The organism is Leptospira abararensis (assembly GCF_016918735.1).
Taxonomy (GTDB): Bacteria; Spirochaetota; Leptospiria; order Leptospirales; family Leptospiraceae; genus Leptospira_A; species Leptospira_A abararensis.
This window is the reverse complement of record NZ_JAFFPR010000027.1, coordinates 55,872-72,369: the sequence shown is the minus strand read 5'-3', so window position 1 is coordinate 72,369 and position 16,498 is coordinate 55,872. Positions and strand designations below refer to the sequence as shown.

Annotated in this window: 23 protein-coding genes; all 23 read right to left on the bottom strand. The window is 43.3% G+C overall.

Annotated features, from left to right (window positions below; all coding sequences use genetic code 11):
• Complete coding sequence (gene rplR / locus JWG40_RS08560) at nt 1–369, bottom strand: 50S ribosomal protein L18 (RefSeq protein ID WP_039926661.1); 369 nt, start codon at nt 367–369, stop codon at nt 1–3.
• A 6-nt stretch (nt 370–375) separates the two neighbouring features.
• Nucleotides 376–915, bottom strand: a complete 540-nt coding sequence (gene rplF, locus JWG40_RS08555; protein ID WP_002973724.1) for a 50S ribosomal protein L6 — start codon at nt 913–915, stop codon at nt 376–378.
• Nucleotides 916–929: 14 nt separating this feature from the next.
• The gene (rpsH, locus tag JWG40_RS08550) at nt 930–1,328 is read right to left on the bottom strand and encodes a 30S ribosomal protein S8 (RefSeq protein WP_002973604.1); all 399 of its coding nucleotides are present in this window, start codon (nt 1,326–1,328) and stop codon (nt 930–932) included.
• Between the two features lie 17 nt (nt 1,329–1,345).
• Complete coding sequence (locus JWG40_RS08545) at nt 1,346–1,531, bottom strand: type Z 30S ribosomal protein S14 (RefSeq protein ID WP_012476296.1); 186 nt, start codon at nt 1,529–1,531, stop codon at nt 1,346–1,348.
• 10 nt (nt 1,532–1,541) lie between these two features.
• The gene (rplE, locus tag JWG40_RS08540) at nt 1,542–2,093 is read right to left on the bottom strand and encodes a 50S ribosomal protein L5 (RefSeq protein WP_002982447.1); all 552 of its coding nucleotides are present in this window, start codon (nt 2,091–2,093) and stop codon (nt 1,542–1,544) included.
• A 3-nt stretch (nt 2,094–2,096) separates the two neighbouring features.
• Nucleotides 2,097–2,480 carry a 50S ribosomal protein L24 gene (gene rplX, locus JWG40_RS08535; RefSeq protein ID WP_205285399.1) on the bottom strand — a complete coding sequence of 128 codons (384 nt, stop codon included), beginning with the start codon at nt 2,478–2,480 and terminating at the stop codon, nt 2,097–2,099.
• Between the two features lies 1 nt (nt 2,481).
• Nucleotides 2,482–2,874, bottom strand: a complete 393-nt coding sequence (gene rplN / locus JWG40_RS08530; protein WP_002974152.1) for a 50S ribosomal protein L14 — start codon at nt 2,872–2,874, stop codon at nt 2,482–2,484.
• The gene (gene rpsQ / locus JWG40_RS08525) at nt 2,871–3,140 is read right to left on the bottom strand and encodes a 30S ribosomal protein S17 (protein ID WP_012388932.1); all 270 of its coding nucleotides are present in this window, start codon (nt 3,138–3,140) and stop codon (nt 2,871–2,873) included. Before rpsQ ends, rplN begins: the two co-directional genes overlap by 4 nt.
• 3 nt (nt 3,141–3,143) lie before the next feature.
• On the bottom strand, nt 3,144–3,416 hold the full coding sequence (gene rpmC / locus JWG40_RS08520; protein WP_205285398.1) for a 50S ribosomal protein L29: 273 nt from the start codon (nt 3,414–3,416) through the stop codon (nt 3,144–3,146).
• Nucleotides 3,413–3,826, bottom strand: coding sequence for a 50S ribosomal protein L16 (gene rplP / locus JWG40_RS08515; protein ID WP_002974545.1), 414 nt, complete (start codon nt 3,824–3,826; stop codon nt 3,413–3,415). Before rplP ends, rpmC begins: the two co-directional genes overlap by 4 nt.
• Before the next feature lie 22 nt (nt 3,827–3,848).
• Nucleotides 3,849–4,529 (bottom strand): 30S ribosomal protein S3, encoded by a 681-nt coding sequence (gene rpsC / locus JWG40_RS08510; RefSeq protein WP_205285397.1) that lies wholly within the window; start codon nt 4,527–4,529, stop codon nt 3,849–3,851.
• 3 nt (nt 4,530–4,532) lie between these two features.
• Nucleotides 4,533–4,883, bottom strand: a complete 351-nt coding sequence (gene rplV, locus JWG40_RS08505; protein ID WP_004783773.1) for a 50S ribosomal protein L22 — start codon at nt 4,881–4,883, stop codon at nt 4,533–4,535.
• An 8-nt stretch (nt 4,884–4,891) separates the two neighbouring features.
• Nucleotides 4,892–5,170 carry a 30S ribosomal protein S19 gene (rpsS, locus tag JWG40_RS08500; protein WP_205285396.1) on the bottom strand — a complete coding sequence of 93 codons (279 nt, stop codon included), beginning with the start codon at nt 5,168–5,170 and terminating at the stop codon, nt 4,892–4,894.
• Between the two features lie 13 nt (nt 5,171–5,183).
• Nucleotides 5,184–6,020 carry a 50S ribosomal protein L2 gene (rplB, locus tag JWG40_RS08495; protein ID WP_205285395.1) on the bottom strand — a complete coding sequence of 279 codons (837 nt, stop codon included), beginning with the start codon at nt 6,018–6,020 and terminating at the stop codon, nt 5,184–5,186.
• Nucleotides 6,021–6,022: 2 nt separating this feature from the next.
• Nucleotides 6,023–6,328 (bottom strand): 50S ribosomal protein L23, encoded by a 306-nt coding sequence (locus JWG40_RS08490; protein WP_100790764.1) that lies wholly within the window; start codon nt 6,326–6,328, stop codon nt 6,023–6,025.
• 4 nt (nt 6,329–6,332) lie between these two features.
• Nucleotides 6,333–6,968 carry a 50S ribosomal protein L4 gene (rplD, locus tag JWG40_RS08485; RefSeq protein ID WP_002983252.1) on the bottom strand — a complete coding sequence of 212 codons (636 nt, stop codon included), beginning with the start codon at nt 6,966–6,968 and terminating at the stop codon, nt 6,333–6,335.
• 15 nt (nt 6,969–6,983) lie between these two features.
• A complete protein-coding gene (rplC, locus tag JWG40_RS08480; RefSeq protein ID WP_205285394.1) occupies nt 6,984–7,607 on the bottom strand; it encodes a 50S ribosomal protein L3 in 624 nt (207 codons plus the stop codon).
• 11 nt (nt 7,608–7,618) lie between these two features.
• Nucleotides 7,619–7,927 carry a 30S ribosomal protein S10 gene (rpsJ, locus tag JWG40_RS08475; protein WP_002974412.1) on the bottom strand — a complete coding sequence of 103 codons (309 nt, stop codon included), beginning with the start codon at nt 7,925–7,927 and terminating at the stop codon, nt 7,619–7,621.
• A gap of 4 nt (nt 7,928–7,931) precedes the next feature.
• On the bottom strand, nt 7,932–9,137 hold the full coding sequence (gene tuf / locus JWG40_RS08470) for an elongation factor Tu (protein ID WP_015679831.1): 1,206 nt from the start codon (nt 9,135–9,137) through the stop codon (nt 7,932–7,934).
• Nucleotides 9,138–9,186: 49 nt separating this feature from the next.
• Entirely contained in the window at nt 9,187–11,100 is a 1,914-nt protein-coding gene (locus JWG40_RS08465; RefSeq protein WP_205285393.1) for an elongation factor G-like protein, read from the bottom strand.
• 82 nt (nt 11,101–11,182) lie between these two features.
• Complete coding sequence (gene rpsG / locus JWG40_RS08460) at nt 11,183–11,656, bottom strand: 30S ribosomal protein S7 (protein ID WP_015678186.1); 474 nt, start codon at nt 11,654–11,656, stop codon at nt 11,183–11,185.
• A gap of 13 nt (nt 11,657–11,669) precedes the next feature.
• Entirely contained in the window at nt 11,670–12,044 is a 375-nt protein-coding gene (rpsL, locus tag JWG40_RS08455) for a 30S ribosomal protein S12 (protein WP_004783543.1), read from the bottom strand.
• A 143-nt stretch (nt 12,045–12,187) separates the two neighbouring features.
• Entirely contained in the window at nt 12,188–16,486 is a 4,299-nt protein-coding gene (gene rpoC, locus JWG40_RS08450) for a DNA-directed RNA polymerase subunit beta' (RefSeq protein ID WP_205285392.1), read from the bottom strand.
• Nucleotides 16,487–16,498 lie beyond the last annotated feature (12 nt).

Sequence of the window (16,498 nt, the reverse complement as noted above, 5' to 3'; positions counted from 1 at the left end):
TTAGAACTCCAATCCACCTTCGCGGGCAGAATCAGCAAAAGCGGCGATCCTTCCATGGTAAACCATACCAGAACGGTCGAGAACCACTTGGGAAACTCCTGCTTTTTTCGCCTTATCAGCGACTACTTTACCGAGTTCGGTTGCAGCCGATTTACTCTTCTTAGAATTTTCATGTTTTGGAAAATCCTTCTCAAGAGTTGTTGCATAAACAAGAGTTACACCCTTCGCGTCATCAATGATTTGTGCGGTGAGGTAACGGTTTGTTTTATTGAAAACCAACCGAGGTCTTTCCGATGTAGAGCGGAGTTTGTATCGAACTCGTTCCGCTCGTCTCAATCTTTTCGTATTTTTAGCTGTCTTGTTGATCATGACGTTCTACTTCTTACCGGTCTTTCCGGCCTTTCTACGGATGTATTCGTTCTGGTATTTGATCCCTTTCCCTTTGTAGGGTTCAGGAGGTCTTTTAGAACGAATGTCAGCCGCAACTTGTCCAACCAGTTGTCGGTCAATTCCCGATACTTTGATTTTTAGCTGATCTGCGACATCAATTTTGATACCTGTAGGTTCAGGGAAAACCACTTCGTGAGAGTAACCAAGAGCCATCACTAGATCTTTACCGCGTTTTTGTGCACGATAACCAACCCCAGTGATTTCCAAGTTTTTTTCCCAACCAGTAGTGACACCTTTTACGCAGTTCATCGCAAGAGAACGAACGAGACCGTGGAGAGCCACAGTCTTTTGGTCTTCACTTTTTCGGGTAAACACCAATTCGCCGTTTTCAACATTTGCGCTGACACCTTCGTAAAGCGGAGTTTTTAGTTCCCCTAAAGGCCCTTTAATTGTTAGGGCCTCAGCTTCTGCTTTGACTTCTACCTTTGCAGGCAATTTGATTATACTTTTTCCAACTCGAGACATGGTGTTATCGTTCTCTAGAATACCTTACAGAGAACTTCCCCTCCTACTCTGAGTTTGCGAGCACGTTTCCCAGTCATCACACCTTTCGAAGTCGAAAGGATGAGGGTTCCGATGTTATTTCGGAACGGACGGATTTCACCAGATTGGATGTAAACTCGACGACCAGGAGTGGATACTCTCTCGATCATCCGAATTACCGGTTTCTTTTCCGTGTCGTATTTTAATTTCACTTGGAAGTCATCAAAACTTCCATTTTTTACTGTTTGGACATCATCTACAAAACCTTCTTCTTTAAGAAGATCTAGGATGGATTTTTTGATTTTGCTACCAGGAATCACACAAAGCTCATGTTTAGCTTGTTGTGCGTTTCTGATTCTTGTTAGCATATCTGCGATTGGATCTGAAAGACTCATATCTTACCTTAACCTAATTACCAGGAGGACTTTTTCACACCGGGGATCTGAGCCTTGCTAGCAAGGTCCCGGAAGCAAAGACGACACATATCAAAGCGGCGCAAATAAGCGCGTGATCGACCACAAAGAGGGCAACGATTGTACTCTCTCACTTTGAATTTTTGCTCTTTGGCGTGGCGTTCCATCATTGATTTTTTCGCCATGAATAATCTCCTACTTACCTGCCGCTCGGTAAGGCATACCGAAGGCTTGGAATAATTCGAACGCTTCTTTGTCCACTTCCGTGTTCGTTACGAAAGTGATATTGATCCCATAGATCGTATTGATTTTATCAAAATGAATCTCAGGGAAGATGATCTGTTCTCTTACGGACAGATTGTAATTACCTCGACCATCGAAACCTTTGGGGTTTACACCGCGAAAGTCACGAACCCGTGGAAGAGCCACGTTAATGAATCTGTCAAGGAACTCATACATATGATGACCACGGAGGGTAACTTTGCAACCAAGCACCATACCCTCTCTCACTTTGAAACCCGCAATGGACTTCTTAGCGAAAGTTTTTACCGGTCTTTGGCCTGTAATTTGACCAATTTCTAACAAACAAGCTTCCATCGCTTTTGGGTTTGTGTGAGCTTCGCCCATACCAACGTTAATCACGATTTTTTCTAGTTTGGGAACTCGCATTACACTTTGAAAGCCGAGTGACTTTTGGAGTGTAGGACGGATTTCCTTCTCGTATTTTGATTTAAGCCTAGGTACCATAACTTATACTTCTTTCCCTTCAGGTCGAGTCACTCGGACGGATTTACCATCCTTCTTGACAAATCCCAAGCGTACAGCCTTAATTTTCTTCTTTGGCTTCGCTTTGTTCTCTGCTTTTGTGTCGTGAAACATCACATTGGAAATATGGATTGGGAATTCGATTTCGATCGCACCACCCTGAGGGTTCTCTTGGGTAGGTCTTACGAATCTTTTTCTTTTGTTCACACCTTCGATATAAACGCGATCTTTGCGTTTGTCGATTGCTAGAACTTTCCCTTTTTTCCCTTTTTCTTTTCCGGAAATCACAAGTACTTCATCGTCCTTTTTGATTTTCGTTTTTTTGAATTTAGTGGGCTCGGAGCCTCTATATGCTAATTTAGCTGCCATTCTAGAGAACCTCCGGAGCGAGAGATATAATTTTCATGTATTTTTTATCGCGAAGTTCACGGGCAACAGGTCCGAAGATCCTGGTTCCTTTGGGATTCCCTTTGTCATCAATGATGGCAACGGCATTGTCATCGAAACGAATGTAAGTTCCGTCCGGACGACGAACTTCTTTTTTCGTTCTCACAACAACTGCTCTTTGAACCGCTTTGTTATGCACTTTTTTTCCTTGCCCGTCACGAAGACCGTAGGCAGGTTGTGCTTCCTTAACAGCGACGATGATTTCGTCACCAAGCGTTGCGTAGCGTTTTTTGGAACCGCCAAGCACTTTCACGCACATGACTTTTTTCACACCCGAGTTATCGGCTACTTGTAAAATAGTTTCTTGTTGAATCATACTAATTTAGCCTTCTCAATTACCTTTACAAGTTTATGGTGTTTCTGTTTAGAAAGTGGTCTTGTTTCCACAGCGATGACTCGATCACCAACTTGACACTCGTTCTTCTCATCGTGAATTTTCACGCGGGAAGTTCTGGTCATAATTTTCTTAAACCGTGGGTGCACTTTTCTTGTGATGATTTCGATCACTACGGTTTTATCCATAGCATCGCTCACAACTACACCCTGAATGGTTAAAGACTTTTTAGAGTTTTTATCTTCCATAACCTACTTCTTCTTACCTTTGCTAGTTTTGGCAGCTTTCGGAGCGGAACCAGCCTTTGGTGCGATTTGTTTGAGTTTGCCTTTTGCAGTTAATTCCTTCTCGCGAAGGACAGTCAGTGCCTGGGCAATTCTCTTCTTATGATTGCGGATTACTTTTGGGTTCTCAAGAGATCTTGTAACACCAAATTGGAATCTTGCTTTTCTAACTTCTTCAGAAGAGGAGAGAATTTCTTTTTTCAAATCTTCTGGCGAAAGTGATTTAAAATCGTCTTTCATAGAACGTTCCTCTTAACAAATGAAGTTTCTACTGGCAGTTTGAAAGCCGCCAAATGAAGAGCTTTTCTTGCTGTTTCTTCATCAATACCCGCCATTTCAAAAAGAACGCGGCCCGGACGGATTTCTGCAATCCAGAATTCTGGGTTACCTTTACCTTTACCCATACGAGTTTCGGCAGGTTTTTTAGTGATCGGAAGATGAGGGAAGATACGGATCCACAATTTTCCACCTCGTTTCACTTGGCGGTTGATAGTAATCCTTGCAGCTTCGATTTGACGCGCTGTGATACGACCGGAAGAAATAGCTTTTAAACCATACTCTCCGAACGCAACGTAAGAACCTCTTTCGTCCTTACCTTTCAAGCGCCCTCTTTGGCGTTTTCTAAATTTTACTCGTTTAGGTGCTAACATTATCGTATCTCTTTAGTACTTCTTAACTCGTTCTACGTTTTACAGCGTATTTGTCTTCATCGGTCTCTTCCTTACTAGTCGGGAAGTAGTCACCTGTATAAGTCCATACTTTCACACCGATTTGGCCGAAAGTCGTGAGGGCTTCTTTGAATCCAAAGTCAATTTTGGCACGAAGAGTATGAAGAGGAACTCGTCCTTCCATATACTTTTCTGTTCTTGCCATATCGGCTCCGTTCAGTCGTCCGGAGATTTGGATTTTAACACCTTCGACTCCACCGCGCATCGCACGACGAAGTTCCGCTTTCATTACGCGACGAAATGGCATCCTTTGTTCGATTTGAAGAGCTACCGTTTCTGCAATTGCTTGCGCAATGATTTCTGGTTTTTTCACTTCGATGATGTTCATCCCAATCGGTTTATCAGCGAATTTTTTAAGTTCTTGTTTTACCGCTTCGATGTTTTGGCCTTTTTGACCAATCACCATACCTGGTTTAGAAGTATGGAGGTTCACGTTGATTTTTTCAGGGAATCTTTCGATTATGATCTTAACAACGGATGCATTTTTGAATTTCTTCTGAAGGAATCTACGGATCTTGATATCTTCGTGAAGATTTTTAATGTAATCTTGCTTGGAATACCAAATTGAATCCCAGTTACGTGTGATTCCGATTCGTAGTCCGATTGGATTTACTTTCTGACCCATAAATTAACTAACCTTCTTTTCGATTTCAGATACTACAACAGTGATGTGACTCAAACGTTTACGAATCCTAGAAGCACGACCTCGTGCTCTTGGGCGGAATCGTTTCATGATAGGGCCGTCATCCACATAGATTTTTTTCACGTAAAGTGAACTTGGGTCCAAACTTTCGTTCATTTGGACAGCGTTCGCCACTGCCGAGTTCAAAAGGTTGATGATCATGGAACTTGCTGCTTTATTTGTAAAACGCAAGATATCAATGGCTTCCTTGTAATCGTATCCACGAACTTCATCAGCAACCAGGCGAGCTTTTCTGGCAGAAATTCTGAGGTGTTTTCCTACTGCTTTTGCTTCCATCTCTCTACCTATTTCTTCGTTACTTTTTTGTCTCCACCATGGCCTTTGAAGGTTCTAGTGGGAGCAAATTCACCGAGTTTGTGACCGATCATGTTTTCGTTTACATAAACAGGAACAAACGCTTTGCCATTATGAATCATTACGGTATGACCGATCATGTCTGGATAAATGGTACTTCTTCTGGACCAAGACTTAAAGGGAGTTTTTTTCCCTTCGGAGTTTAACTTGGTTATTTTTTTCATGAGGTGGTCGTCAATAAACGGACCTTTTTTTAAGCTTCTAGCCATGATTATCTAGATCCTACCTATTCCTGTTTTTCTTACGTCTTTGGACGATAAAACGGTCAGACGGTCTCGTCTTACGTGTTTTAAATCCCTTCGTAGGTTTACCCCAAGGAGTCACTGGGTGACGACCTCCGGAAGTTCTACCTTCACCACCACCGAGTGGGTGGTCCACAGGGTTCATAACGACCCCTCTTACTTTCGGTCTTTTTCCTAACCATCGGTTACGTCCCGCTTTTCCAATGATGACCAAGTTGTGGTCTTTATTGGAAAGTTCTCCGATCGTTGCTAAACACTCTTTACGAACCTTCCGGATTTCCGAAGAAGGAAGTTTGAGAGATACATAGTCACCATCTTTTGCGGAGATCACAGCGAAAGATCCTGCTGTGCGAGCGATTTGACCGCCTTTTCCGATATGAAGTTCAATATTGTGAACGTTTGTTCCAGCAGGGATTTTATCTAAAGGAAGTGTATTCCCTAGTTTGATCTCCGCAGTTGGGCCTGATTCAATTTTGTCCCCTACTTTCAGTCCGTTAGGAGCTAAAATGTAACGGTATTCACCATCAGCATAACAAATAAGTGCTATAAACGCAGAACGGTTTGGATCATACTCGATTGTTTTTACAGTCGCAGGAATTCCAAATTTATTGCGTTTGAAATCGATGATCCGGAACTTTCTTTTGTTACGTCCACCTTTCCGTCTAACAGCAATTCGCCCCTTATTGTCACGACCCGCTTTGTAAGAAACGTTTGCCGTGAGCGGTTTGTAAGGAACCACTTCTGTGATTTCTTTAAAATCTAGAACCGAGTAGAAGCGGCTAGATTGCGTAGTGGGTTTAAGTTTTCTAATTCCCATAATTAAACCTTAGCAAAATCCAAATTTGCTCCGTCAGCAAACGTCACTACAGCTTTTTTGTAATGAGGTCTTGGCGACGGCATGTTTCTAAAACGTTTCATTTTCCCACGGTAAACGGCTACGTTTACATTTGTTGGAACAACGTTATACATTTGTTTCAGAGCCTGTTTGATCAAAGTTTTGTTCGCATCCGGGTGGACTTTGAACGTATACTTGACTGTTCTTTTTCCCATACGTTCTCCGATGGTTTGAAGGTCTTGCGACTTTTCTGTAACAACCGGTGATAAGATTACATTCTCTAGGTTCACTGTCTTATCCTTTCTTAGAATACTGTGCCTGAAGCTCTTTTAAAGCGCTTTCAGAGATTACTAAATTGTTATTATAGAGGATGTCTCGGCAAACGACTCGTTTGCTGTTCACATATTTGAGGTTCTCTATATTGCGAGTGGATTTTTTGAGGAATTGGTTTTCACCAGCTACCACAAAACCCACGTTACCCTTCTCTGCAATTTCCATGTTTTTCAAAATATTGAAGATGGATTTTGTAGAGTAAGAAGAAGGTTCTACGTCTTCTATGATCGCGATTCTGTTTTCTTCTGCCTTTTTGTTAAGGATAGAGAGAACAGCCTTTTTCTTAACGCTGCGTGACAGGTTAGAGGAATAATCTCTTGGTTTTGGTCCATGTATGATACCACCACCAACGAAATGAGGCGCTCTAATGGATCCTTGTCGTGCGCGACCAGTCCCTTTTTGAGCCCAAGGTTTGATTCCCCCACCGCGAACTTCAGAACGATCCTTAGTAGAATGTGTTCCTTGTCTATTGTTCGCATTTTCAGCTTTTACCGCATCATAGATGGCTCCAAGCGAAATGCCGGTAGCAAAAAGTTCTGCCGGAAGTTCCACTTCGCTTACGAATACGCCTTCTTTATTGTATTTACGCGCTTTCATGTTCTACCTATCTATTTATCCGATTTTTTCTATCGTAACGATACCGCGTTCTCTTCCTGGAACCGCACCGGACACAAATACCAAGTTGGAATCTGCATCAATTTTTACTACTTTCAAGTTACGAACAGTGCTCTGTTCAGAACCCATCCTTCCACCCATCTTCAAACCCTTGAACACTCGTCCAGGAGTTGTGTTAGAACCAATGGAACCCGGGTGTCTTTGGAATCTGGAACCGTGACCCGCAGGACCACCGGCGAAACCATGACGTTTTACAACACCTTGCGTTCCCTTACCCTTAGAAGTTCCTGTCACTTTTACCGTGTCGTTCAAAGCAAACACATCTGCAAGTTTGAGTTCTGCACCCACCGCTACATCTTCAAAACCTTTGAATTCAATCAGAGTTTTTTTAGGAGCCGCAATATTTGCTTTTTTAATGTGTCCCACTTCGGCCTTAGTCATGTGTTTTTCCTTGGCATCACCAAATGCTAGTTGAACGGCTTCATAACCGTCATTCGCAGATGTTTTTACCTGGGACACAAAACAAGGACCCACGCGTAAAACAGTTACAGTAACCATTTTACCTTCGTTATTGAATATGTGGGCCATGCCCAATTTTTCGCCGATTAAACCTTTAGCCATGGATCCTATCCTTAGGATTTAATATCTACGGAAACTCCAGCAGGGAGTTGAAGCTTCATCAGGGCTTCTACCGTATCTTCATTCGTATTTAAAATATCGATGAGTCTCTTGTGAGTTCTCATTTCAAATTGTTCTCTAGCTTTTTTATTCACGTGCGGAGAACGTAATACCGTGTAGATTTCTTTTTTCGTTGGAAGCGGGATTGGACCGGAGACAGTAGCCCCGGTCCTCTTCGCAGTCGCAACGATCTCAAAGGTTGATTGGTCAATCAACCGATGATCGAAAGCTTTTAACTTAACGCGAATTCTTTGTCCAGCCATTGTATTACTCGACGATCTCCGCAACAACACCAGAACCAATTGTTCTTCCACCCTCACGGATAGCGAACTTCAAACCTTGGTCCATGGCGATCGGGTGGATAAGTTCGATAGACATCGTAACGTTATCTCCCGGCATAACCATCTCCATTCCACCAGGAAGGTTACAAACACCAGTGATGTCTGTAGTTCTGAAATAGAATTGAGGACGGTAGTTGTTAAAGAATGGAGTATGACGTCCACCTTCGTCTTTTGTAAGAACGTAAACTTCCGCTTTAAACTTTCTGTGTGGAGTAATAGTACCCGGTTTCGCCAGAACTTGACCTCTTTCGATGTCTTCTTTTTTAGTTCCGCGAAGAAGAGCACCAATGTTGTCTCCAGCTTCTGCTTGATCGAGTAGTTTACGGAACATTTCAATACCAGTAACCACTGATTTTGTAGTATCACGAATACCAACAATCTCGATCTCGTCGTTGATCTTAAGAACACCTTGCTCCACACGACCAGTTGCCACAGTTCCACGACCAGTGATTGAGAATACGTCCTCAACTGGCATTAGGAAAGGTTTATCAACAATACGTGTAGGGTTTGGAACGTAAGTATCAACTGCTTCCATTAGTTTAATAATGGATTTCATACCTAGGTCAGAATCTTCACCTTCGAGAGCTTTTAATGCAGAACCAGAGATGAAAGGTGTTTTATCACCAGGGAAGTTGTATTTGTTAAGAAGGTCTTTGATTTCCTCTTTAACCATCTCCACCATATCGTCTCTTTCATCAGCAGCAAGCATGTCCGCTTTGTTTAGGTAAACCACGATGTAAGGAACCCCTACTTGGCGAGCAAGAAGGATATGTTCTTTAGTTTGTGGCATAGCACCGTCAGTTGCAGATACTACGAGAATCGCAGCATCCATCTGAGCAGCACCAGTAATCATGTTTTTTACATAGTCCGCGTGTCCCGGGCAATCTACGTGTGCGTAGTGACGGTTAGGAGTTTCATATTCCTGGTGAGACGTTGCAATAGTAATCCCACGAGCCTTTTCTTCGGGCGCGTTGTCGATTTGGTCGTATGCAATCGCTTTGTTTTTTCCACCCACTAATTTCGCAAGCGTCGTTGTGATCGCTGCTGTTAGTGTTGTTTTACCGTGGTCAACGTGACCAATTGTTCCGATGTTTAAGTGTGGTTTTGAACGGTCAAATTTTTCTTTAGCCATTGTTAGAATCTACTCCTCAATCGTGGTGCAAGACCCGATCCTCGGTTCTTTACTCCTTTAAAACTGCATAAAATTCAGAGGTAAAAGCAGTCCTTTCCCAAGAAATGCCAATCCCTTTGGTCATGTTTCTAAGAGCCCCTGAAAAGCCAAGCAGGTTTTGGGCCGGTGCATTGGCTTTTAAGTGACTCTTCCCTGCCACAGCTTCCCAGATGGATTCCACCTTGGCATTTCTGCGACTTAGATCAGAAAGAACTACACCTAAGTGGTCTGCGTCCACCATCACATCTACTTCCGTGAGGGGTCCGACCAAGTATGTGTTGGATGGAAACAATTCCTTTATGCCCGCAAGTATCGCTACTTTTAGTAACATTAAAGTGACTTGCAGATCTCCTTTCGGCATCTCATACGAGAGGACACGAAATTTGAGACCGGCAACTTCCTCACCGTAAAACCCATGTAAGCAGGCTTCCAGAAAGGACGTTTCTATCGAATTTTTTACTTCTTCTGGAAGACTTACCTCGAAGGCAATATGCTTCGAAAAGTCGGCAGTATCTTCCAGGACTGCGATGAGCGCGCCGCTTGACTTTTGGTCTTCAAAGGCACGATGCTCTAGGGCAACCTTATGAGACATTTTTTTTAGAAGCTCTAATTTGGCAATGTTTATCGAACTGAAATTGAGTTTTTTTTCAGTTCTTTCTCGAATTCTTCGGATTCCGATCTCCAAATGGAGTTCTCCTCGTCCAAGGAGTACCAATTGTCCGGTATCTTCCTTGTCAGTGAGTTGGTATCCAGGATCTTCCCAGACCAATTCCTCCAAGCGACATAACCAAAACTCTTTATCACTGGATTGTTCCGGCTCCAGAACAATGGAAAATGGACTGGGAATTCTTTCTACAGGGGTTAGTTCCTTTGAGTACGCCTCACTTGTTCGCAATCGCAAACTCTGACCAGGGAAGGAAAGGAGACTTGGATGGTCCTTTATGTAGACAAGTTTGCCCTGAATCAAATGGGATACCGGCTCTAAGGATTCTGGATCTAAAAAGGAAAAGTAGGATTGGTTCGCAACGGAATCTTTTGATGGATGGTGGCTTTTTGCGAGAGAATTCAATTGCTCTGTGGTTGTATCGGTAATCGGATAAACCACGGAATACCGCCCCGCTTCTTCATCTGTCCTTCGAGAGAGAACTAGGAGAGGGACCACATCTACTTTCTCCGGTATTTTTGCTTCAGTCCAAAGCACTAAATCCAGAAGTTCTCTCACCCCTTCTCCTGTTTTAGCGGAACCACCATAAACCGGGTAGAGTTTTCCTTCCCCAGGACCTGAGCGGAGTCCTATCATCGAAAAATCCGTTTGGCCAGAAGGGTCATTCCATGAAGAGATCATGAGATCATCACTCCAGGAGATGAGTTCTTCTTTGACAGATTTGGGAAATGCGGATGGTTCCCTTAGATAGTATTCGAGTTTGCCTGATTCGTTTTTTTGAAAAAGAGAAACGGGAGCCCCTTTTAGAATTTCTTCCAAAGAGACTAGTGTGTCTAAATACTCGTCACTGAATCGGTCTAGTTTATTGATAAAAAATATCATAGGAACCTTTGCCAAAAGGAGTTCCTCCATCACAAGCCGTGCCTGAGACTGAACTACAGTTCCCGCCTCCAAAACAACAATCGCTGTTTCCATAGCTGGCAAAAGATCAGTGACTTGGTTTCGAAAATCGATATGGCCCGGTGTATCTACTAATTGGATTTGGAATTCACCAAAGGTGGTTTTCCAAGGAATGGAATGGAAAGTCGTGCGGATGGAAATCCCCCGCTCGATCTCTTCCTGCAAGCTATCGGATTCCGTATTTCCGTCTTCGATAGAACCAACGGCAGAAATTTTCCCTGCTTCGAATAATATTCGTTCGGTGAGGGTTGTTTTCCCTGAGTCAATATGAGCGAATATTCCAACAGTTCTGTATTTCATAAATTTTTGAGCAGATCACGAGAAAATAAAAAAGCCAGGTAGATCACCTGGCTTATTAATGTTTGGAATCGAATGTTTGAAATTACCAGCGGTAGTGCGAGAATGCCTTGTTGGCGTCTGCCATCTTTCTGATATCTTCTTTCTTCTTGATTGCAGATCCAGTGCCTTTTTGGGCTTCCATAAACTCTGCAGCCAATTTATTCTTCATAGATTTTTCGTTTCTACCACGGCTGTATTTAATAAGCCATCTGATTCCGAGGGCAAGTCGTCTTTCTGGACGAACTTCGATCGGAACTTGGTAAGTCACACCACCCACTCGTCGGGATTTTACTTCCACTTGTGGTTTTGCATTTTCCAAAGCTTCTTGGAAAACAGCAAAAGGGTCTTGGCCAGTTTTTTTCGCAATCACTTCTAAAGCATCGTAGAACACGGCTTCCGCGACACTTTTTTTACCATCTACCATCAGACAGTTGATAAACTTAGAAATCACTTTGTCATTGTATTTAGGATCGCCTTCGATATGGCGTGGTTCAACTTTTCCTCTTCTTCTTGACATACCTTAACTCCGATTAAGCCTTAGGACGCTTAGCGCCGTATTTAGAACGTCCTTTACGACGTTTGTCTACACCGAGTGTATCCAGTGTTCCACGAATGATATGATAACGAACCCCAGGTAAATCTTTTACCCTTCCCCCACGGATAAGAACCACGTTGTGTTCTTGGAGGTTGTGTCCTTCACCAGGAATGTAAGCAGTAACTTCAATTCCAGTAGTGAGGCGAACCCTGGCTACTTTTCTAAGAGCAGAGTTCGGTTTTTTTGGCGTAAAAGTCATTACCCGTGTGCAAACTCCACGTCTTTGTGGGCATGCTTTTAGGGCAGGAGATTTAGTTCTTTTCTTTTGGTCTTCTCTTCCGATTCGGATGAGTTGGTTAATTGTAGGCATTCGATTCCTTCTTCTACTTCTCTGTCTTTAAAAAAATAATGACGTTTTCGTCCAAAATTCCAGACAGGGACATTTTGTAAACGAAAACATGATTTTGTCCCTAGAAACTCTTTAAAAAGTCTCTAGAGACAAAAGATTCGGATTTAATCCTCGTCGTCTTCTTCCGCTTCCTCTGCTTCTTCTTCCAATTCATCCTCATCCTCATCCTCTTCGGCAACGAGTCGAGTCAGAGTGGCAGCAGAAACTGGTGTTGCTTCGGAAAGTTCAGAAACTTCTTCTTCCTCTTCTTCCGTTTCAATATCCCAATCTAAGTCCCCAGGCATTTCCTTGAAAACTTCGATGTCACGATATTTTTTCATACCAGTTCCCGCAGGGATCATGTGACCGATGATTACGTTCTCTTTAAGACCCACTAAATTGTCTGTTTTTCCTTTGATGGCCGCATCGGTTAGAACCTTTGTGGTTTCTTGGAAAGACGCTGCTGAGAAATAAGACTCAGTGTTAAGGGATGCTTTTGTGAGACCAAGAAGGACAGGAGTTCCTTGTGCCGGAGATCCCCCTTCTTTTTCTACGCGATCGTTTTCTTCGTCAAAAAGGAATTTATCTACTTGTTGTTGGTTTACAAACGATGTGTCTCCACTATCAGTGATGATCACCTTACGAAGCATTTGGCGGACCACTACTTCGATATGTTTATCGTTGATATGAACCCCTTGCAGACGGTAAACTTCCTGAACCTCAGAAACAAGATATTCGTGAAGAGCATTTGGCCCTTTGATCGTTAGGATATCGTGCGGGTCAAAGTTTCCTTCATCCAACTGGTCTCCGCGTTTCACAAAGTCCCCTTGGCGCACACGGATTTGTTTTCCGATCGGGATTGCTACTTTTACTTTTTCGAGTTCTGCCGTTTCTGGAATGATATATAGAATTCGTTTTTCTTTAACGATTTCCCCTTTGTCTTCGATCTTTCCATCGATTTCTGCGAGTGTGCAGGCATCTTTTGGACGACGAGCTTCGAAAAGTTCATCTACCCTTGGAAGACCACCAGTGATATCTCGTGTTTTTTCTGCAACCGATGGAATCTTGAAGATGACATCCCCTTCCCGCACTTTGTCTCCATTTTGGAATTGGAGGAGTGCATCGACTGGGACCGAGTATCCGTCAGAACCAACGACTACTTTCGGAACTAAACGATCTTTCTTTTGTTCCACAACTTTTAAAATGATATTGGATGTTTTTGGATCCACATCACGGCGAACGTTTTTACCAATTTCCAAATCTTCCCAAACAATGGTTCCTGCAGTTTCAGAAACCGCTACTTCGTTGTATGGGTCAAACTCAGCCAGTGCCTTGTTCTCTTCTACGATTTGGCCTTCTTCTGTGCGAAGGATGGTTCCGATTTTTACAGGAAGGACAAAGTCATCCCCTAAAATTCGGAGTGTGGTTCCCACAAGGGAAACCGTTCCCGCTTGGTCAGAAGTGATTCGTTGTTCTGTGGATTCACCCACCTGAGTCGCGAATACTTCCCCTTTCTCCAATCGTTGTCCATCCACAATCCGAACACTGGAAAGTGAATCGGTATTGAATTCTTGGATCAGACGATTGACGATGATGGTTCCGCGACGAGCAAATACCTTCGCACCATTCGCATTCGTCACAAGACGTCCGTTAATGGATTTTACAAGGGAACGATATGGAACTTTATGTTCTTTTTCTTGAATGGTCGCAGAAGCCGCACCACCTACGTGGAAAGTTCTCATCGTAAGCTGGGTTCCTGGTTGCCCAATGGATTGTGCCGCAATGGTTCCCACTGCTTCCCCAATCTCCGCAGGAACAAGGCGAGCCATGTCCATACCGTAACACTTAGTACAGATCCCGTGACGAGACCGGCAAGTGAGTGGAGATCTTACTTTGATTTTATCATAACCAAGATTTTCGATCTGTTGGCCGATTGCTCTTGTGATGAGAGTGTCTTTCGGGAATACGACTTTTTCAGAAACTGGATCCACTAAATCTTCTGCCGTATAACGGCCGAATACGCGGTCACCTAGGGAAACAATCACGTTCTCCCCTTCTTTTACGATTCCAAGAGTGATGTTTGCCTTAGTTCCACAATCATCTTCGGAGACAATGACGTCCTGAGAGATGTCCACTAGACGACGAGTGAGGTAACCTGCATCGGCAGTTTTTAATGCCGTATCTGCAAGACCCTTTCTCGCACCATGTGTAGAGATAAAAAATTCTAATACCCCGAGACCTTCCCGGAAGTTGGAACGAATCGCAAGTTCAATGATTTCCCCAGACGGTTTCGCCATAAGTCCCCGCATCCCTGCGAGCTGACGAATCTGTTGTTTGGAACCACGAGCACCGGATGCTGCCATCACGAATACAGGGTTGAACCCACCTTGGTCTTTTTCCAATTCCTTAAACATCCCGTCCGTAATCCGGTCATTGGTTTTGGTCCAAATCTCGATTACTTTTTTACGGCGTTCTTCGTTGGTGATGATACCTTTACGGTACTCCATATCCGCTTTTTCTACTTCTTTGTTGGCATCGTTCACGAGGCCCTCTTTTTGAGGAGAAACGCGGATGTCATCAATAGAAATTGTAGGAGCAAATACAGTCGCATAACGGTAACCAAGTCGTTTGATTTCATCAAGCATCACAACTGTGATTCCTGGCCCAAACTTCTCGTATACGTCGGCAATGATTTTGTTTGTTTCTTTGTCACCGAGGGTTCTGTTGATATACACATACCCTTTTGGCATCACTTGGTTGAAAATTAATCTTCCTGGTGTGGTTTCGATGATCTTTCCTTCATGGAGAACAGAGATTTTGGAGCGAATTTCAACGGTTTTCGTTTCAATTGCATACATCACTTCTTCGAGTCCGGTAAAGAATTTTCCTTCACCCTTTCCGTCTTTCACTTCAGATGTGAGGTAATAAATACCAAGAACGATATCTTGTGTTGGTCCGCAGATCGGTTGTCCATTGGCAGGGTTCAAAATGTTATGTGGTGATAACATGAGCATCCAAGTTTCCAACTGTGCTTTTGGAGCTAGTGGAACGTGGATTGCCATTTGGTCCCCGTCGAAGTCGGCGTTAAACGCATGACATACGAGTGGGTGGAGTTTGATTGCTTTTCCTTCTACAAGGACTGGTAAAAATGCTTGGATTCCGAGTCTGTGAAGAGTCGGAGCTCGGTTGAGTAGTACAGGGTGTTCTTTAACAACTGTTTCCAATACATCAAAAACTTCTTTGTCTTCCGCTTCGATTTTTTTCTTCGCCGATTTGATGTTTGGTGCTAGTTCCAAATCCACAAGGCGTTTCATAATAAATGGTTTGAATAGTTCCAAAGCCATTTTTTTAGGAAGACCCATTTGGTGGTATTTGAGTTCAGGACCGACTACAATTACGGAACGACCAGAATAATCCACCCGTTTACCGAGTAGGTTTTGGCGGAACCGGCCTTGTTTTCCTTTGAGCATATCGGAAATCGATTTTAGTGGTCTATTTCCTTTTCCTTTTACAGTTCGTTTGCGACGGCTGTTATCGAAAAGTGCATCTACTGCTTCCTGTAACATACGTTTTTCGTTACGTACGATAATCTCAGGAGCTTTTAATGCAAGAAGGCGTTTTAATCGATTGTTTCTGTTGATCACACGACGATACAAATCGTTCAGGTCGGAAGTGGCAAAACGTCCCCCCTCGAGTTGGACCATCGGACGTAGTTCTGGTGGAATCACAGGAACTACATCAAGCACCATCCATTCTGGACGGTTTCCGGAATCCCGGAACGCTTCCAAAACTTCTAGGCGTTTAAAAATACGTTTGTCGGAGATTTTATTTTTATCTTGGATTTTTTGGCGAATCACCCGAGCTTCTGCATCTACATCAATGCGTGCGAGAAGTTCTTTGATGGCGTCCCCACCGATCCCTGCGATAAACTTATCCCCATATTCATCTAAATAATTATGGTATTCATCTTCATCGATAAGCTCCCCTCTGTTCCTTCCGGAATCAGCAGGATCAATGATCACATACTTCTCAAAGTAAAGAACACTTTTGAGTTGGTTGATGGTCATATCCAAAAGAAGTCCCATACGTGACGGAACCGAACGGTAGTACCAAATGTGAGATACTGGGGCCGCAAGTTCAATATGGCCCATTCTTTCCCGACGCACTTTGGAGTGAGTTACCTCAACCCCACATTTGTCGCAAACCACTCCCTTATAACGGATGGATTTGAATTTACCGCAGTAACATTCCCAATCCTTAGTGGTTCCGAAGATTTTTTCGCAGAAAAGACCATCTCGTTCCGGCTTTAGGGTACGGTAGTTGATCGTTTCCGGTTTTTTAACTTCCCCAAAAGACCACTCTTTGATCCGTTCGGGTGATGCCAAACGGATCGTAATCGATTCAAAACTATTGTAATTTCTCATACTTTTTCCCTT